Below are 20,176 nucleotides of genomic sequence, written 5' to 3'. Positions count from 1 at the left end.
CATTAAGGAAAGAGAGGGAAAAAGAGCATTTAGACACCCTCAAAACTACATTTTTGCAACTCAACAGGCTTGATAAAAATTGCGGGTAAAGCCCAGCCCACTGGGAGAGGGGCCGGGGGTGAGGGCAGAAAATCGCAAAACCACCCGGGCCATTGATTTATTGTCAAAGATTTTAAAATGCAGCAAGGCTAGCCGTTTTTTTGAATAATAACAAGATTTTGGTTTTTTAGCCACAGGGCCGCTGCCCCCATATCAGGCAAGCCCTTGGCCTAACAGGTGAATGTGGTTTTCATCCACATGTTTTGTTCTTTCGCAGATATTGCCAAGACTTTTGTCCTGATCAAAGCGTCTTGGTGCTTGACAAATTACGTCATTATTTGACGTAAAATGGCATAAAAACCTGGCCGCGTCCCTCCTTTTCCCTGCTCTCCATCTCTGCTTTTTTGTATGTACCCCCCTTTCAATCCTTCTTCAGGTATTTTTATTTCGTTGTTTTTATGGGTCGGCATGTTTTTCGCAGTGTTGCCCTGGCAATGTTCGCAGCGTTTTAACCCGCCAAAGTATTGGTTTCGCCTGTAGAGACGTGTTGCTCCCGTGTGGTGTTCGGGATGATTTTCAGGATCAGGAGACCTGCGCCCGCAGGAGCTTGATGCCCTGACCTTTCCGCCCTTGTGTTCAGGATGGTTTTATATGTCTTTTATCAGAATCCGGTACGGGATGGCCGCCCTTGTCGCGGCGTTGTTCCTGTCTGTGCTCGGCTGGCGCATTTCTGTGACAGGGGTTTCGCCTAAGGCCGAAGATTTGCCTCCCGAAGACAGGCGGATTCACGTACGGTATCGTATCTCTGTGCAGAATCCATCAAACGGGGCCGCAGAGGACGTTTGGGTGCGGGTTCGTGTCCCCCTTGGAGAAACGGCTTTTCAGCGACGGGTCGGACTTGCGGCAGAACCTGCCCTGTCCAGGGATGTCTCTCCGGAAGAATCTGATATTCTGGTGTTTCACTGGGATCTTTTTCCGCCCCATACCACAAGGATTCTGACGGTGGGGGTGGACCTTGATATCCGGGAAATGCCGTTGAAAATGCCCCATGATAATCCGGAAATATTCCTTAAGGCTGAGCCCCTTCTTGAGTCGGATCACCCGGAGATTCAGGCACTGGCTGTGACCCTGAAGGGAGATTCCGAATTTAAAACCATTGAAAATATTTTTTCATGGGTCAGCCTTAACCTCGTGTACGAGGGATATGTTCGCGAGAATCGCGGAGCCCTTTACGGGCTTTTGCATAAAACGGGTGACTGCACGGAGTTTGCGGCCCTTTTTGTGGCGCTCTGCCGGGCAAACGGCATACCTGCCCGCATGATGGGCGGATATGTGGCTCCCGAAGGGGGGCTTCTTGATCTGGGAGACTATCATAACTGGGCAATGTTTTATCATGGTGGATACTGGCGGGCGGCGGACCCGCAGAAAAAGCGTCTCATGGAAGAGGAAGGCAGCTACATTGTTTTTCAGGCAATCTCATTCTCCGATGGGGAGGGGAGGGCGATTGTGGCAGGGCTTGAGGGGCGTGGGATGCGTGTGGGGTTGAACCGGTGAGCAGGGGGAGCGTCCGTTCACCCTTTTCAGGATATGGAGAGCAAGAGACCATGGATGCATTGAAAGCGGGGAGGGTCATGATGGCGGCTGGCGATCTGCGGAGGGCCGGGATATGTTTTCTGTGGATTTTCATGCTTTTGGGTATTGTCTGCCTTTTCCCGCAGGATGTCCGCGCCCTCTGCGCTACGGTAAAGATCGAAATCCGGCAGGAGCTGACCCTGGAACGTCAGGCCTTTGATGCCCATATGCGTATCAATAATGGCCTTGCCCATATGCCCATCGAGAATGTGGCCGTAAATGTGAACTTTACCGATGAGAAGGGCGTGCCCGTTCTTGCCTCATCGGACCCGAACCACACGGCCGCCCGTTTTTTCATCCGCCTTGATACCATGCGCAACATCAGCAATGTCAGCGGCAGCGGGAGTGTGGCTCCCGAGACCTCGGCGGACATCCACTGGCTGATCATTCCGGCGCCTGGGGCTTCCAACGGCCGCGAAAGCGGTACTTTGTACTTTGTGGGCGCCACCCTTTCCTATACGGCAGGGGGTAAGAGCGAAACCATAGAGGTGACGCCGGACCATATTTTTGTCAAACCCATGCCGGAGCTGGTTCTGGATTATTTTCTGCCCACGGATGTTTATGGGGATGATCCCTGGACGAATACAGTGGAAGAGCCTGTTCCCTTTGAGCTTGGTCTCAGGATTCTGAACCGGGGCCATGGAGCGGCCCGTTCCCTGAAGGTGGAGTCTGCTCAGCCCCGGATCATTGAAAATGAGCAGGGGCTTCTTGTGGGTTTTAATATTGAGGGCGTCCGTGTGAATGGAGAGCCAGCCCAAAACAGCCTGCTTGCGGATTTTGGGGACATTGCCTCCAGAAAAGCAGGCGTTGCCCGCTGGATCATGACATCCTCTCTGTCCGGCAGGATGGTGGGATTTGATGCGGAGTTTTCCCATGCCGATGCCCTGGGGGGGCAGATGACCTCGCTCATTCAGGAGGTGAATACCCGTTTTCTTGTTCGGAGCGTTCTTGTGGATGCACCGGGCCGGGATGCCATCGAGGATTTTCTGGCAAAGGATGACGATGTTTACAGGGTGTATGAGTCCGACGGTACGGCAACCCTTGTGACGGATCAGTCTGAAGATGCCAGTCTTGCGGTTTCGGGAAACACCTGGCGTTTCACCGTCCCCCCTACGGATGGCTTCATGTATGCCGCTCTGTCCGATCCTTCACGGGGTCGTTTGATCATTCAGGGGGCTGTCCGGTCCGATGGCAAACGCATCCGGCCCGAAAATATCTGGTTTTCCAAAACACGGGGAGGTGGCGGCCCCTGGCAGCACAGCATCCATATCTTTGATCACAACACAACGGGTGTTTATACCCTTATCCTGGAAAATCCAGATAACCTGCCACGGCCGCCGGAGATCCGGTTCATCCCCGAGAGAGTTGGAGAGGAGGGGCGTCAGCTTTCCTTTCTTGTGGAAGCTTCATCTTCTTCGGGAAAATCCCTTGCGCTGAGAACGGAGGCCCTTCCCGTGGGGGCAGGATTTACGGATATGGGGGATGGCAGCGGAATTTTTGACTGGACGCCGGGGGCGGGGCAGGCGGGGCTTTACACCCTTCGTTTTACGGCCAGCGACGGCATCCTGACCGCTTCCCGGCAGGCCCTTATCCGCATAGCCGCAGAAGACGCTGCGGATACGGACAAGGACGGCCTCCCCGATGCCTGGGAGCTTGTCCATTTCGGTTCGCTGGGCAGGGATGGCCGGGGTGATTTTGACGGGGACGGTATCTCAGATCTTGATGAGTACCTCAACGGCTTTGATCCCACCGTGCCGCAGAATGTGCCCGGCACCCCCGATATTCTGAGCCCGTTTCCGGGAGAAGTGCTGAACACCCTGAGCCCTGCGCTGGTGATCGAAAGAAGTCTTGACCCTGAAAATGATCCAGTGACCTATACCTTTGAGGTCTTTTCTGACATCACCTTCCGCAAGCGTCTTTTTGCAAAGGACCTTGCCTGTATCGGGGAAAATACCACCCGTTTTGTTCTTCCCGCAGATCTGGAGGACAGAAAGGCCTATTACTGGCGTGTCCGGGCTTCGGACCAGACGGGCAGCAGCCTCTGGTCCCATGGGCATTTTGTTGTCCATACGGAAGGTGGTGTGCTTCCGGAACCTGTTCCAGGTGATCCCGCAGAGGGTCTTGTTCCGGGGCCTGTACTGAAAAATCCCGGACAGGGTGCCTGGGTGCCGGGAGCTGTTCCGTCCCTTTCCGCGCATCCGGCCCTGGATCCGGCTCTGGATGCCAGTGTGCTTCAATACCGCTTTGAAGTGTATGAAGATGCGAACCTAACCCGGCTTGTGGCCTGGGGTACAAGGGCAAATCCTTCCTTTGACGATTATGGCGCCCTGGCTTCCAGTCGCTGGTATTACTGGCGGGTTCAGGCTTTAAAGGAAAATGGCCCTGCCGGAGCCTGGTCTGAAACCGGACGGTTTTTTGCCAAGGTGCATGCCGTTCCCCCGCCGTCACTTTCCTTTGTCTATCCCGATGCCCCTCTGCACCTTGCGGCCCAGGGCCTTACCCTGCGCTGGCTTTTGAAGAACACGGGCCCGGATGCCACTCTCGCCCTCTACTATACGGATGTGCCACGGACCGAAGGCGGGACTCTGATTCAGGACAGGCTGGAAGAAGATCCCGACAGCAGGGCAGGTTTCTACACCTGGAACATCTCTGATCTTGAGGGGGTTTATTATGTCTATGCCCTGCTTGAGGATGGCAGCGTCCGCCAGCGTGTGCTCTGCCCCTTTGCCATCACCGTGGATCGTACCCCGCCATTGGTATCCGCCACACCTCCGGGAGGCCGTTTTGCGGATACGGTAAGCGTAAGTCTCAGCACCAATGAGCCTGCGGACATCTATTACACCCTCGATGGCGGTCTTCCTTCGGAAAGCGCACTCCCTTACACGGAGCCCCTTGTCTTGGATGAAACCCGCATCCTGAGGTTTATGGCGGTGGACAGGGCTGGAAACCTCAGTGCTCCGGTGACGGAAACCTACACCAAAGGGGCTGCGGTCTTCAGCCTCACCGTGGATACCAGCGCGGGCCGTTTCCTTGAGGGTCTTGAGGTAAAAGCCTTTACCGAGGCCGGAGTTTTTACGGGCATCAGGGCTCTCACCAGTGAAAACGGGCAGGCGGATTTTGATGCGGCTGCCTTCGCGCCGGGCCGGTACCGGTTCCGGGTATCCTGGATGGGCAGGGACTACGGGACCGATCCCCTTCCCCTTCCGGAAACTTCCGCAGGCCATCTTCGCATTGCGGAAGAGGAGGTACGGGTGCGGGTGCATACCAAGGACGGGGCGGTCCGGGATGTGGAAGTCCACCTTTTCAGCGGATCGGGAGCTTCGCTCGGGCAGTACGGAATCACGGACGCAGCGGGTGAGGTGGTTTTTGTCCTGCCCGTGGGCGGCGAGTTCACCTTTCGGGCGGATCTTTACGGTAACCCCATCTGGACAGGAATGATCACCGTGTCCGGCGATGGTCCCAACCTTGTTTCCGTACCCACGAAGGGGGGCAGGCTGCTTTTCCAGGTGAACAAAGGGCCGGAAGCTCCCATGGAAGGTGTTCGCATTGAAATTCATGACGGGAGCGGGGCCTCCGGCCTTTCTGCCGAGACCGATGCTGCGGGGCTGGTGGCCTTTGACCTGCCTGCGGGCGAGTATGAGGCAGAGATCTTCTGGCTGGGGCATTCCCTGTGGAGCGAGGATGTTTATCTGTCTGCGGACGCCCGCATGGAGATTCTGCTTCCCCATCAAACGTTGAGTGTATGGCTTGGTGCTCGTTATCAGGAAAAAAATACGGCCCTTGCGGGTCTTCCGGTTCAGCTCTTTACGGACAGGGGAGAGCCTGTGGGGTTGACGCAGGAAACCGATGGAGAGGGCTATGCCGTCTTTGAGGTTCCGGAACAGCCCTATGTGGCAATGATTACCCACAGGGGACAGACCTTTGCTTCCGATATTTTCATCTGGGAGGACAGCCGGATTCTAATTCCCATGGCCGAGGTCAGGGTACGGGTTCAGGCTGCGGGGCAGCCCCTTTCCAATGTGGGGATTTCCCTCTTCGATGAAGCCGATCAGTCCCTTGATCTTGTCTTCCACACCGATGGCGGTGGTGAAAGCCGCATCCGTCTTCCCGAGGGCCGTTACCGGTTCAGGGCGGATTATCTGGGCAATGCCTTCTGGAGTGGCATCGAGCCTCTGGTTGCGGACAGCATGCATACGGTTCACCTGAGCATCGGCAACGAGCCCTTTGTCTTTAAGGTGGAGAAGGCTGAAGGGGAGCCCATTGCTGGGGTTCTCTGCCGTCTTTTCGACATTCGTGACGAGGATCTGGGCATTTCCGTCAGTACGGACGCCGAAGGGATGGCCCGGATGGATCTGCCCCATGGTCGCTATCGCATACGCACGGACTATCTTGGGCATGCATTCTGGAGTGAAGTGCTGGAAATACCTGCCATGGAAGCAGCCTCTCTGCGTATTCCCCATATCCCTGTGGATGTGAGGGTCTTTACCCTGGAAGCCGGGACAAAAAAGGTCCCCGCAGGAAATGTCCGGGTGCAGCTGCACGGAGACGATGAGCGTTATCTGGAGCTTTATCAGGCCACCGATGGCGATGGGCTTGCCAGGTTTTTACTTCCCGCAGGCGGTCGTTACCGTTTCCAGGCCAATATTCTTACAAGGCCCTACTGGAGCCCCCTGCTTGAAGTACCCGGAAGTGGTCAGGCTGAGGCCGACATCAATGGGGGGGGCGGCAGGCTGAACTTCCGCGTGGAGGATTTTTCCGGAAACAGCATGGCGGGTATCCATGTGTACCTGCACAGGGAGGATCAGCTTTATCTCGGACATCGACGGGTTACGACACATAGGAAGCCTGCATCTTTTGTTCTGCCCGAAGGCACCTACCGGCTTCGGCTGGAATACATGGGTTATCGGCACTGGACAGCCCCCATTTCCGTAACCGAAGATACGGATTTTGTTCTGCCGCTTGATCCTGCAGCCTGCTTCATTCAACAGCTGACAGGAAGAGGGTTCCCATGAATTTGGATTTGATAAAGGGGATGGTGGGGTAAGGGAGCCGCTGTGGCGGCTTTCCTGAAGAATCCACGGGCCTGTGGGGAGGGGATTATGAAGATCGCAAGGCAACAGGCAATGGCTGCATGTTTTTTGTTTTTGTTGCTCTCGGCTCTGGCTGTACAGGCGGATCAGGGGGATTTTTTGTCCGGCGAGGGAAAACAGGTTTCTCCCGCCCTGGCAAGGAGTGCGGAGGAAGTGATGGCGGAGTTCCGTGAGAAGGCCATTTTTCTTGTGGACGTAAGGCCTGAAGAAGCCTTTGCTCGATACCACATACCGGGATCCCTGAACATGGACTTCCATGAGATCCGGGTTCGCTCCTTTCTGAGTACAAAACCTCTTGTACTCATCAATGAGGGGTTTGCTCTGGGCCGACTTGCGGAAAGCTGTGAGGATTTAAGCAAAGAGGGTTTTCAGGTAGCTATTCTTGCCGGTGGCCTTGTCGCCTGGAAGGGTATTGGCGGACCCCTTGCGGGTGATCCCTTTGCCATGGAGGAGATGCACAGGGTAAGTCCGGAAGTTCTGGCCTCAGAGCTGGCCTGGACCCATCCCGTCATTGTCCATGGCCTGGGCAGGGAAGAGGCGGTTTTTACCCTTCCTCTGGCCCATACCCTGCTCCGGCCCCATGATCCCGAGGGGGTTCAGGATCTTCTGACCCTCATGGGGGAGGGGAGAAACAATCCCTTCCTTGCTCCTATTATTATTACGAAAAATGGTGAGGCAAATGCGGCCTTTCGGCGTTATCTGGCCAGTTACGGCATGGGGGAGATCTATGTGCTGGAAAAGGGCTGGGCAGGTTATGAACGCTACCTTGAACACCGGCGTCTGGCCCAGCGTTCAAGGGATGAGCGTATGGCCAGCACCGGAAGCGGTACTTCCTGCACTTTGCAGGACTGAAACGGCGGACCCTGAAAAAAGGATGGGCAGATCATCGCTGCCCCTTGAAAAATAAGACCCAATGGAGTTCTGACCCATGTTTTTACCTCACCGTCTTTTCCTGCCCCTTTCTGTCCTTGCCTGTCTGGCGCTGTCGTTTTTCTGCCCTGAAGCCTCTGCCCGGACCGAGGTCAGTGGCCGTATTTCAACGGACACCACCTGGACCGTGGCGGGCAGCCCCTATATTGTCACAGGAACGGTTGTGGTTCAGGGAAAGGACGGGGATGACGGTGTCACCACCCTCACCCTTGAGTCCGGAGTGGAGCTGCGTTTCAATGCCAATACCTGGCTGGATATAGGGAGCAGCAGCGGAGATCCCGGCAGCCTCATTGCCCGTGGCAGGGCGGATGCGCCCGTACGCTTTACCGCCAACAGCGCAGACCCCCAGCCTGGTCACTGGAATGGCATCCGTTTTTTGACAACCGCCCACAGCACAAGCCGCATGGAGCACAGCATTATAAGCTATGCGGGAAGAAGCAATGCTCCCGCTGTTCAGGTAATTGGGGCTGCTCCGGTTCTGGCCTCCTGCCATTTTACCCACAACCAGGGCTACGATATCCGATATGCTGGAAATGTGGGAGGGGCACTCTATAACTCTCACCTGCGTAAGGGGCTTAATTTTGAGGGGACCGGAGCGGTTACCTTTGATAATAACACCCTCCATTGGAACAATGCTTTTCCCGTAAAACTTCCTGCGGACAATGTGGGGGCCTTTGTGGCCACCACGGAGTTTAAGGATCTCGATGGGAAGAGTGTGCTTCAGGTGACGGGAAACTATCTTCAGAAATCCAGCACCTGGCAGGCTTCCATTCCCTACGCAATTTCAAATGTTTTGTATGTTTATGGGAGGGATGGGGAGAACGGTGTGACCACCCTTACCCTGGAGCCCGGTGCGGAGCTGCGTTTCAATGCCAATACCCGGCTGGATATAGGGCTTAGTAGCGGAGACCCCGGCGGCCTCATTGCCCGTGGCAGGGCGGACGCGCCCATACGCTTTACCGCCAACAGCACAGATCCCCAGCCCGGTTACTGGAATGGCATCCGTTTTTTGACAACTGCCCACAGTACAAGCCGCATGGAGCACAGCATTATAAGCTATGCGGGAAGAAGCAATGCTCCCGCCGTTCAGATAATTGCTGCTGCTCCGGTTCTGGCCTCCTGCCATTTTACCCACAACCAGGGCTACGATATCCGATATGCTGGAAATGTGGGAGGGGCACTCTATAACTCTCACCTGCGTAAGGGGCTTAATTTTGAGGGGACCGGAGCGGTTACCTTTGATAATAACACCCTCCATTGGAACAATGCTTTTCCCGTAAAACTTCCTGCGGACAATGTGGGGGCCTTTGTGGCCACCACGGAGTTTAAGGATCTCGATGGGGAGAGTGTGCTTCAGGTGACGGGAAACCATCTTCAGAAATCCAGCACCTGGAAGGCTTCTATTCCCTATGGAATTTCAAATACTCTATATGTTTATGGGAGGGATGGGGAGAACGGTGTGACCACCCTTACCCTGGAGCCGGGTGCGGAGCTGCGTTTCAATGCCTATATCCGGCTGGATATAGGGAGCAGCAGCGGAGACCCCGGTGCCCTCATTGCCGCAGGCACGGCGGACGCGCCTGTACGCTTTACGGCAGACAGTACCAGCCCACAGCCTGGCCACTGGCAAGGTATCGTCTTTAATGCCACCAGCCATGAAAACTCGCTCATTGAATATGGCATTGTGGAATACGGTGGACAATATAACCAGGGCAATATCCGGATTGATTCATCAAGCCCTGCCATCCGTTTTTCTACCATCCGCAACAGCGCTTCTAATGGGATTTCTCTTTCCGGAGCCAAAAGCAGCGATGCTGTCATTGCCTGCAATACTCTGAGGGAAAACCATGTGGGGATTCATACATTCTCCGGGGCAAAGCCTGAAATCAGAGGCAATAATTTTATCCGCAACCTGAGTTATGGACTTTCGAATAACTCAGGGCAGGGAATTGGAATTGTCGCAGAGGGCAACTGGTGGGGTCATGTTGAAGGCCCGAATCAGGGTGGAGACAGGGTCTCAGGCAATGTGGCCTTTTCTCCCTGGCTTGGGAGTCCCGCAGACTGTACCCCTCCCATTGCAGGCAATGAACCGCCCTTTGTCCCCCATGGCCCCGTTCCTGTGCATGGGGCGGAAAATTTAAGATTTCCTGATAAAAAAATAACCCTTTCCTGGAAGGGAGGAGATCCCAACCCTTCGGATAAGCTTACCTACACCCTTTTTCTGGGAAGAGATGCGGACAGCCTGAACCCTCTGGCAGAGGATCTTGAACAGACAAGCTGGTCCCTTTCCGTGGAGCCGGATACCACCTATTTCTGGCGTGTTAAGGCAAGGGACAGCCATGGTGCTGAGACTTCAGGCCCTGTGTGGCGTTTTTCCACCTCCGGTGCCCAGGCCGATCTTGTGGTAAGCCAGCTTGTCTGGGACCCGCCTTCGGGTATGGAGGCGGGGCAGATGGTAAGGTTTACGGCCACCATAAAAAATCAGGGTGCAGGGCCTGCCTCAGGTTTTCATGTGGGGTTTTGGGTCAATAGAATTCATATGGGAACGCGATGGCTTCAGGGCCTGGCAGCCGGAGCCTCGGCCCAGGCGACTGCCACCTGGACCGCCCAGAAGGGGGCGGCAGAGATAGAGGTTAAAAGTGATCACACTAACAGTGTCCCCGAAGACGATGAAAGCAACAACAATTACACTGTGAGCCTTGGAGAGATCCCGGACACCACCCCGCCGGAGATGACCTCCAGCAGCCCTGCCCATGGTGCCATTATCCATGAAGTCAGCCGGATTGACATCTATCTTACGGACCGCCATGGCGGAAGTGTGGACAATGCCGCCACCCTGGAGACCCTGAGCCTTACAAGGGAAGGCATTGTTATTCCGGGAACCCGGGGGGTGAGCGCAAACCGTTTCTACTTTACCCCATCTTCCCTGCCCTTAGAGCCGGGTCTTTACCGCATGGCCTTTACGGCCTTTGACACGACGGGCAATTCCAAAGCCTATGAAATTTCCTTCACCATAAAGACGGACAAGCCCGCTCCCCCTGTCATTACGGGAGGAGAGGTGTATTCCGGTCTCATTCAGCCAAGACCTGCGGACAATCGCTCCAATACCACCTACATTACCCTCACCGGGGAGCGGGAAGAGAATACCGGTATCCGGATTCTGCGGAATAATTCAACCGGATACGTTTCTCAGGTAGCCTCCGGCAGCGATGCCTGGAGCAGCTCCATATATCTCTATCAGGGAAACAATGTCCTTGAAGTCCGTGCCCAAAGTCCTGCTGGTGTTTTGAGTGATCCCGTATGGGTGGATATTTTTCTGGATTCCCTGCCTCCTGGTGTGAGTCGGGTGATGCCCGCAGGCAACAGTTTTATGAATACTCCTCCTCCGAATCTGGAGCTGACCGTTCAGGAAACGGGCAGCGGGTTTGATTTTGACGCCAGCACCCTCAAGGTGCTGGACGCAGGCGGGGAGCCCGTTTCCGGAGACTGGACCTGGCATGGGGAGAGTCATCTCCTCCGTTTTACCCCTTCAGCACCCTTTGCCGACGGAACCTATGCCCTGGAAGCTTATCTCGTGGACAGGATGCGCAATGCGTCCACCCACAAATACACCTTTACCGTGGATACCCAGGCACCTCCTCCGCCCCTGATTTACGAAGTAAGTTCTCCCACCCATGCCGTGACCCAGCTTTTAAGGGGAGAAAAGGAGGCCTTTGCAGCCCTTTATATGAACGGTGAGGAGCTTACCCGTCACACCGCAGCCACGGGCTGGGAGCACCGGGTGCGCCTTGAGCCCGGAGAAAATATCTTTATTTTCACGGCAAAGGACAGGGCAGGTAATGTCAGTGAAGAAAGCAGGGTCCGCATTGTCTGGGACGATATTCCGCCTTTGCCCGTACACAATCTCAGCGCCAGTGGTGAGGGCAACGGTACCACGGTCTTTTTAAACTGGGCAGGCTATGACGAAACCCTCCACGGAGACATTGCAAAGTACCTGATCTTTTATGAAACCGAATCCTTTACCAGCATTTCAGGGCTTACCCACCGTGGAGAGGTGCAGGCCGGAATTTTCACCCATGCCGTGCAGAACCTTATCCATGGAATGCCCTACTGGTTTGCCGTGGTGGCCGTGGATGAGGCAGGGCAGTTCCGCAGCGGGGTCAGCCCGGTTGCCGCAAGGCCCCTGAATGCCAATGCCCCCCGCGAGGTGAATAATCTTGCGGTGCATTCCCATGCAGATCGTTTATTGTTCACCTGGGAAGCGCCAGCAGATCAGCAAGGTGATTTCAGGGGTTATAAAATCCATTTTGATAAGGCCCAGCCCCCGGAACTTCTTGGACCAGACGCCCTTTTGTGGGAAAAATCCGGGCTTGCCCCAGCCTCTGCCCATACCTTTAAAATTCAGGGCTACAACAGCCGGGGCATAGAGAGTTTCGGTCTTTCAGAAAAGGCCTGCACCTGGCTTCTCAACCCTTCCGCCATCCGCTTTGAGGTTCTTCCCGAAGGCGCAAGGCTTTCCTGGGATTCCTCAGAGCCTTCAGAATGCCTGCGCCATTATGCCCTGTATCTTTCCTCCGAAGGTCCCTTTGATTCCACCGAGGGTATGGCGCCTTTCTCTGAGGTGAAAGAAAATAAAGCCCTTCTTTCGGGCCTTGCCAATCACGAGACCGTCCATGTGGCCCTTGTGGCGGTGGACATCTCCGGCGGCCACAATCCTTACGTGCAGAGCCTTGCCCTCACCCCCAGACCCGATGAAACGGGGCCTGTCATTTCCGATGTAAAATTCGGTTCGGATCTTCTGGAAGAAGGCGATGCACTGAGCCGTTCGGGGCTTCTCAGCCTTAAGGCCGAGGATGTGTCCGGCGTAAGCCGTGTGGCCTTTTACCTCAATGGCGTTCTCCGGCACACGGCCTTTGGCGCGCCCTATGGCTGGCAGGTGGATATCCATGGGCTGGAAGAGGGGAGCCATGTCCTCAAAATTGTCGCCTGGGACAGCTTCGGCAACAGCACAAGCCTTGTAAAAAACATCCGCGTGGAGCTGGCCTTACCCGCAGCACCGGTGTTCACAAAGCCCGCAAACGGCTGGATCACCCATGCGCCCCTGGTGCTCTTTGAGGGCCGGAGCGAGCCTGATACCCGTGTTCAGCTTTATCTGGGAGAGACGCCCTTCGGAGATCTCCTGGATGTGGACAGAAGGGGGACTTTTTCTGCAGGCTTCACCCTTACGCCGGGTGTGCACCTTATCCGTGCCGCAGCCCTCAACGCCGCAGGCAGAGGGCCTTTGAGTGCTGCCCTTCAGGTGGAGGTGGATACAAGCCTTCCTTCGGCTCCTGTGAACCTGAAGGCAGAAGCCCTTGAGGCCGGTGTCATGCGCCTTTCCTGGAGTGCCGGGCCTGGAGATCCGCCTTCGGGCTTCAACCTTTATCGCAGTGCAACACCCTTTACGGAGCTTGCCCAGGCCCAAAAGGTGAACACTAAAATCATTGCCGGTCTGGGTCACAGGGACATGCCCGCCCAGGACGGGGCCTGGTTCTACAGGGTCACGGGCCTGAACAAGGCTGGCAATGAAAGTGCCCCTTCGGAGTCCGCCTCGGGGATTTCTGACAGCAAAGGGCCGAGGGCCCGTGTGAGCTATGCACCCGAAGGTCCTGTGCATCCCCATACCCAGGCCATGGGTCAGGGTCGGGTGGGGGTTCGGGTGGAGGTGAATGAACTCCTGATGGCCTCACCCTTTTTCAGCATCACGCCCGAAGGCGGTCACCCCCTTCCCGTGGATCTGACCAAAACCGGTGAGCTTCTGTATGAAGGCTATTTTGACATTGAAGGCAGCACCCCTTCCGGAAGGGCCTGGGCCGTGTTCTCCGCAAGGGATCTGGCGGGCAACCGGGGAACGGAGATCGATGAGGGGCCGTCCTTTGATATTGACGCCAAAGGGCCTTCGCTCATAAAGCTTGATCTCAATCCCCAAAGCCCCATCCACAACAATAAGAGCCCCCTTCGTGTGAGCTTCAGGGCAGCCCTTGACAGAAAGACCGCCGAAGGCGTCCTTCCTGATTTTGCCTTTGTTCTTTCCGGCGCAGGCAGGCAGCCCGAGGCCATTTCTTCCATTGTAAAAGGCACGGCGGCACCCGATGAAGCCGAAGTCTGGGAAGGGGCCTTTGACCTTCCCCTGGATGCGGGTTTTGACGGGCCGGAGCTTCTTTCCTTCACTTTTTCCGGCACCTGCCTTCTTGGCAATGAAGGCCGCCGCATCACAGCCCCCAACCGCTTTCAGGTGTATGCGGGCGATCTTCCGCCCCTTTCGCCGCCTTCTGGTCTTGGGGCCAAGGCCCTGCCTGCGGGAGCTGTGGCCTTAAGCTGGCATGCCGTGGAACACAGTAGCGGATACAGGATTTACAGGCAGGATGGGGGGAATGGCGATTTTCATCTCCTTAGGGAGCTGGATTCTGGCGATGCAGAGGCCTTTGAAGACAGGGTTACCCATGACGGGCTCTACCTTTATGCCCTCACAAGCCTCAGAAAAGAAAACGGGGAAGTGGCAGAAAGCGTTTTCTCCGCATCCGCTTCCGTAAAAGCCCTTGTCACCCTTCCCCCAGCACCAGAAAATCTACGTTTACGCCTGATTCCTCCGGGTATTGAGGCAAGCTGGGAAGGGCCTGGCGAAGGCAAGGATTATACCCACAGGCTTTACCGCTCCGATGCCGGGGAGATTCATTCCGTTGACGGATTGACCCCCCTTGATGCCCGTTTTAATGGCAACAAGGCCCTTGACTCCAGGCCCTCCCCCACGGAGCACGCCTATGTGCTTACCCGCATGGATGCTGCGGGCAACGAGTCTCTGCCCTCCAATTCCGTTTATCTCAACGTGCATCTTCTGCCTGCGGATCATTTCCTTGTAAGCCGCAGGCAGGGCAAAAACCCCGAGCTTTCCTGGACCCATCCCGGCGGCAGCCGCCTTGAAGGCTTTCTCCTTTCCATGGGAGCTCCCGGCAGCCTTGTGTCCGTGACGGAGAGTCCCATCCCTGTTTACGGCATGGAAGATACGGGCTTTGGCGGCGAGGAGCGGGCTTATCGCCTTGTGGCCGTGGACAGGCATGGGGAACCAAGTCCTGCCAGGGAGCTTCTGCTGCCCCATCTTTCCATCAATCTTGCCGAAGGGCCTCCTTTGCGGCGCGGGGTGATGAATCACCTGTTCTTTGATGTCAAAAATCATGGAAAGACGGACCTTGAGGGGCTTCGCGTTTCTCTGCGCCTCCATGACCGCGACCATGGCTCAGAGCCCTTTGGGCTGAAGGCAGGGGAAGGGCAGCGGGTGGCGGTGGTGGTGCCGGGCTATGGGGCATTAAAAGACAGGGAACCCCTTTCCTTTTATGTGGAACAGAGCCCCGAGCCTGGGCTTCGGGCGCGCATTGGGGCCGAAGGGGAGGTCCTTGTCCAGGAGGGCATGCTGGCCCTGATCCTGCGCTCCGAGGAGATGATCCGGGGAGGGTCAGGCCTTGTAAGCTTTGTGTTGGAGAATACGGGCGAAGGGGAGATCGAGCTGGTTACGGCCAAAAACTTTGGCAACAAGCCTTCGGAGGATATCCGGTTCAGCCTTTTAGATAGGGACGGTAATATCCTTGCCAGCATCCCCTTCATGCAGTTTACGGGGGAGGCCGTTCAGACCCTTGCCAATGGCACAAGCCTTGTGCGTCTTGGACCGGGGGCCGTGTTCACCTCGGCTGCCGTTGAGATCCCGGTTCCTGGAGCTGCACCGGAGCGGGCGGTGTTGACGCTTGAGTTTGATCGCATCTATCACGGCTTTCAAAGTAAAGCCCCCCTTGTGCTCCGGGGTTTTGCCGGCACAAGGGAGGTGGGCCTTAAAGAAACCGATTATGCCGCAGAGATCCTTGAAGCAAGCCCTTCCGTGGCCTATGGCCAGGATGTGCGCATCAGGGGTCGGGTTTTTGTGAAAGAAGATGGAAGGAGCCTTCCCCACGCGCCCTTCAACCTTGTTCTCATGCAAAATGGTTTTGAAAGAAAGATCGCCCTTGTCAGCGGTTCTGACGGAGAATTTTCTTACACCTTCAGGCCCACGGCAAAGGAGTCCGGCGTTTATCAGGTGGCGGCCCTGCATCCGGACATCCTGGATCGGCCCGTGCAGGCGGAGTTTATCATTGCAAGGGTGGGGCTGCATCCTTCCCGCATTCGTTTAAGTCTTCCCAAAAATTACGAAAAGACCCTTCCCATCTCCCTTGAGGTGGCTGAAGGGCTTGTGGTGAATAACTTAAGGCTTGTTAAGGAGGACTGGGATCAGCCCGCCAACGCCTTTGAAGAAGGGGTGTTCTGGGACGCAGGCCCCGCCATTACCCGGCTTGAAGGCGGTAAAAAGGCGAGTATCCCCTTAAAAATCCATTCCGACAACAGGGCCGCAGATCACGGCTCCCTTGTGCTGCGCCTTGTGAGCGATGAGGTGACGGGTCTTCAGCCCCTGGGTTTTGTGCATCTCGACATCTCGTTTACCGAGGCAAAGCCCCTTCTTTTTTATCCCAATTATAAAGAAACGGGCCTTGTTCCCGGAGAAAGCCTTTCTGAGGTGCTCACCTTCAAAAATCAGGGCCTTGCCGATGTGGAGGGCCTCACCTTCAGCCTGAAGGCCGAAGGTGGCAAGCCCTTGCCGGACTGGGTGCTCCTTAACCGCAGTGGAGGGCCTTCGGTTCTGGGTGTGGGAGAAAGCCTTGAGCTGCCCCTTACCCTTGCTCCGCCCCTAAGGGCCAAAGAAGGCCTTTACAGCTTCATTGTGGCCGTGGATGCGGACAACCACGAAAGCCTTGAAATCCCTGTCTTTGTTACCCTTACGGCCAAGGGCAGGGGACATGCTCTCTTTAAGGTCAAAAACATCTACACAGGAAGCCTGAGTGCAGACGGCAGGCCCATACAGGGTCTTGGAGAGGCCAGCATTACCCTTCAGAATGAAAAGAACCTCAACATCCATTTTGAAAAAAAGAGCGATACCCTGGGCGAGGCCCTGTTCACAGAGCTTCCCGCAGGAAGCTACAAATACCGGGTCAGAGCACCCGGGCATCAGGAGAAAATCGGAAGGCTCTGGATCCGGGCCGGGGTGACGGCCAGTGAGGCCCTTTTCCTGGAGTATAACTTTGTCACCGTGGAGTGGCGGGTGCAGGAGACCACCATTGAGGACAGGTATGACATTGTCCTGACCCTGACCTACGAGACCCATGTGCCAGCACCTGTGGTGATCTGTGATCCCACCTCTGTGTCCCTGCCGGATCTGAAGGCAGGGGATGTGATGACAGGAGAGATCAGCTGCATCAACCACGGCCTCATCCGGGCGGACAATCTCAGGATGAACCTTCCAGAAGATGATGCCTTTATCCGGTATCAGCTCCTTGCCGAGCCTCCGGAGAGCCTTGGAGCCAAAGAGCGCATCTTCATTCCCTACCGCCTTGTGGCCCTTCGCAGCCTGAATACCGCCGATGAGGTAGAAAGCGGTGGTGGCGGCGGGGGCTACAGCACTTGCGGCTATACATACTACAGCGGTGTTGCGGCCAATGGCTGTCCGTATTCAGGGAAAGTTCCCCATTGCTTCAGCAGGCCGGTGAAGAGAAGGAGCGGCAGTGGCGATACGCCCTCCGGCGGCGGTGGTGACTGGTGGTGGGGGGGACCTGGCAGCAGCAGTGGTGGTTATGGCGGTGGAAGCTGGGGAGGTTCAGGAACTCCCATTGTCGCAGAAGGAAAGGATGGCTGCGAACCGCCACCGCCGGATCGCCCTTATAATCGGTGTGGAAGCAGTAGCAGTACCTCCTCGTGCGTAAAGGCGAGCGAGGCAGCAACCTGTGTACCCGCAGGATCTGAGGTGAATTTGAACACAGGATCCTTTTCTGACAGCCATACGGATCTTCGTGTGAAGGTTCCCGGTGGGTTCCTTGCCATTGAAAGGGCCTATTATGATGCGTCCTGGCATTGGCGCCATGAACAGAGGCTGGACTTTATTTTTTCTGTTCCTCAGGCAGAACAGGAAGGGATGAGTCCTGCAGGTTCAGATGCGGGTGGGATCCGTGTAAACCTTGAGGATGGCAGAACGCTTGTGGTGGGAAGCATCAAGCGGGACGGTCAATATTATAGGCCCGAAATAAGCGCAGATACGGATCAGGCAGAAGGCCGCATCCTGAGACCCGCGAAGGGCAATTACTGGATTGAATACAAGGGTAGTGGTGTCTGGCGCTGGGAAGACATTTATGGGGAGTGGGAAGAGTTTGCGTTTGTGCCGAAAGCCTCTCAGGAAGCGGTTCAGGCATCCCTGTGCACGGGCTCTTCCCTTTGCCTTCAGGGAACACGGCCTCTCTCTGATGGCTGGACCGGCAGGCTCATGGCCTGGGGTAACCGCAGCGGTATACTTGCAAAGCTTTACTATGATGAAAGCGGTCGTGAGGTCAGAACCATCAAAGACCGCAATGGCAGAGAGGTATTTACGTTCAGCCATGAAAGGGGAGAGCATCGCAGCCGTGTGGTGATCCGGGATCTGGTGGATCGTAGTATTGAATATGAAAAAAGTTATGCGGTGGGCAATCCTGAGAATAATATGGGTGATGGATCCAGAAAGTGCATACCGCAACCACCCCCTGCCCACCTTGTCAAGTATCCGGTGCTGCTCCATCGTTACAGGGATGTTCTGGGCAGGGACAGCCTGTATACCTATACGGATGGTTCCAGTAATGCCATCCCTGGGCTGGGAAGTGTATGGCCTCCGGATTCTTCCCTGCCTTTCCATGGCCTTGCTGGATATGGAGGTGGGGGGTCTTCCGGTAAGACAGGAGATGCGGGAAGGCCCCCTGTTCCTCCCTGTCCTCCACCTCCCCGTTTTCGTTTAAGTTCCGTTACCGACGGGGAAGGCAGAACCAAAACCATTTCATGGGGGCAGGACCTTAAAACTAACCAGTGGCATGTGACTTCGGTCATGGATGAAAAAGAGCAGGGATATTCTTTTGAATACGGCTATGACAGCAGAAAAAATCTTTTCTATTCCCTGACCCGGAACACTTCTGGTCTTGTGCGTGAGGTGTGGACCCGTTCCGACGGGGAAGCCGTACAGGAAGATGTCAACGGCCGCACCATCCGAACCTTTAATAAAAAAGATCAAACCTATACCCTTACCGACGGGAACGGCAACAAAACCATTAAGGAGTATGACCCCTGGGACAAGCTCATCCGGGTGGTGCATCCAGATGGCAGTGAGCTGCGACTCACCTATCATCCCGTGTTCCATACCCTCACCCGCAGGGTGGACGAGAAGGGCATGGTCACCCGCTATGATTATGACGCCTCCGGCCGGATGGTGCGGCGTGTGGAGGCCGCAGGTCATGCACTGGAACGCATCACGGAGTTTGATTATGATGAAGACGGCAATCTTGTAAGGCTGTACCGCCCCGGCGACGGCTTGACGCCTTCGGTGGAGAACCGTTTTGAGTATGATGCCGCAGGCAACGTCATCCGCATGGGCGATGCCGAAGGCCACAGCACAGGGTTCACCTATGATGCTGCGGGCAATATGCTCACCAGAACCGATCCCTTGGGAAGGGTCTGGCGCTACGCCTATGATGCTGCCGCCAGGCTGACGGAGGTCCGGGACCCCACAGACCGCGTCCATACCTATGCCTTTGATGCCGCAGGCAATCTTATTGAGGCCAAGGACCCCCTTGGCAACACCATCCGCTACGCATGGGATGTCCGGGATCATTTGGCCCGTGTAATCAAGGGGGAGGAGGAGGTTCACCTTGTCCATAGCTTTGACGGCCGTCTTCTTTCCGTCAAGGACGGTGAAGACCGCACCCTTCTCTATGATTATGACGAAGAAGGCCGCCTTGTCAGCATTCTGGACGGCAATGGGAACGAGACTGCCTTAGACTATGATGGTTCCCAGGGCTGCGGGTCCTGCGGTATTGACGGGGCTGCTGCAGCACCTTCCCGCATCACATACCCCACCTTCGAAAGGGGGTTCCGCTACGACAGGCGGGGCCGCAAAACCGCAGAGCGGGACATCCTCAGCGATACCGAGGCCCTGTACACGGCCTATGCTTACGATGCCACAGGCAACCTCACCAAAATCACGGACGCCGAAGGCCGCAGCACCCAGTATCATTATGATGCCCTTGGCCGTCTTCTCCGGGTGGAGGACGCCGCAGGCGGCATCACCTCCTACACCTACGATGCAAGGGACAATCTTCTAAGCCTCACCGATGCCAAAGGTCAGACCACCCGATTTGTCTATGACCTGAACAACCGTTTGGTAGAAGAAATCCGGCCCGGAGGTCAGAAGCTTCGCTACGCCTATGATGCCGCAGGCGGCCTTGTGGAGCGTATCGATCCCAAAAACCAGCGCACCCGTTATGATTATGACGATGCAGGGCGTTTGGAAAAAATCCACTACTTTGGAGAAAATGCAGGCCCCTCACCGCTAAAGACCGTCAGGTTCTCCTATGACGGGG

At 56.0% G+C, this 20,176-nt stretch carries 4 protein-coding genes; all 4 read left to right on the top strand.

Annotated features, from left to right (window positions below; genetic code table 11):
• Positions 1-690: 690 nt before the first annotated feature.
• Positions 691-1,593: a transglutaminase domain-containing protein gene (locus tag RBR60_RS14260; RefSeq protein ID WP_320357964.1), complete on the top strand. Its 903-nt coding sequence runs from the start codon at positions 691-693 to the stop codon at positions 1,591-1,593.
• A 50-nt stretch (positions 1,594-1,643) separates the two neighbouring features.
• A complete protein-coding gene (locus RBR60_RS14255) occupies positions 1,644-6,683 on the top strand; it encodes a chitobiase/beta-hexosaminidase C-terminal domain-containing protein (RefSeq protein WP_320357962.1) in 5,040 nt (1,679 codons plus the stop codon).
• Between the two features lie 111 nt (positions 6,684-6,794).
• Positions 6,795-7,613 carry a rhodanese-like domain-containing protein gene (locus RBR60_RS14250; protein ID WP_320357960.1) on the top strand — a complete coding sequence of 273 codons (819 nt, stop codon included), beginning with the start codon at positions 6,795-6,797 and terminating at the stop codon, positions 7,611-7,613.
• A gap of 76 nt (positions 7,614-7,689) precedes the next feature.
• On the top strand, positions 7,690-20,176 hold a 12,487-nt coding region (locus RBR60_RS14245; RefSeq protein WP_320357958.1), incomplete at its 3' end, for a CARDB domain-containing protein.

It is taken from the genome of Desulfobotulus sp. (assembly GCF_034006065.1).
GTDB lineage: Bacteria > Desulfobacterota > Desulfobacteria > Desulfobacterales > ASO4-4 > Desulfobotulus.
This window is presented reverse-complemented; position numbering and strand designations above follow the sequence as displayed.

Coding starts and splice junctions, on each gene's coding strand:
- RBR60_RS14260 (WP_320357964.1), top strand. CDS start 691: ATGTCTTTTATCAGAATCCGGTACGGGATGGCCGCCCTTGTCGCGGCG.
- RBR60_RS14255 (WP_320357962.1), top strand. CDS start 1,644: ATGGATGCATTGAAAGCGGGGAGGGTCATGATGGCGGCTGGCGATCTG.
- RBR60_RS14250 (WP_320357960.1), top strand. CDS start 6,795: ATGGCTGCATGTTTTTTGTTTTTGTTGCTCTCGGCTCTGGCTGTACAG.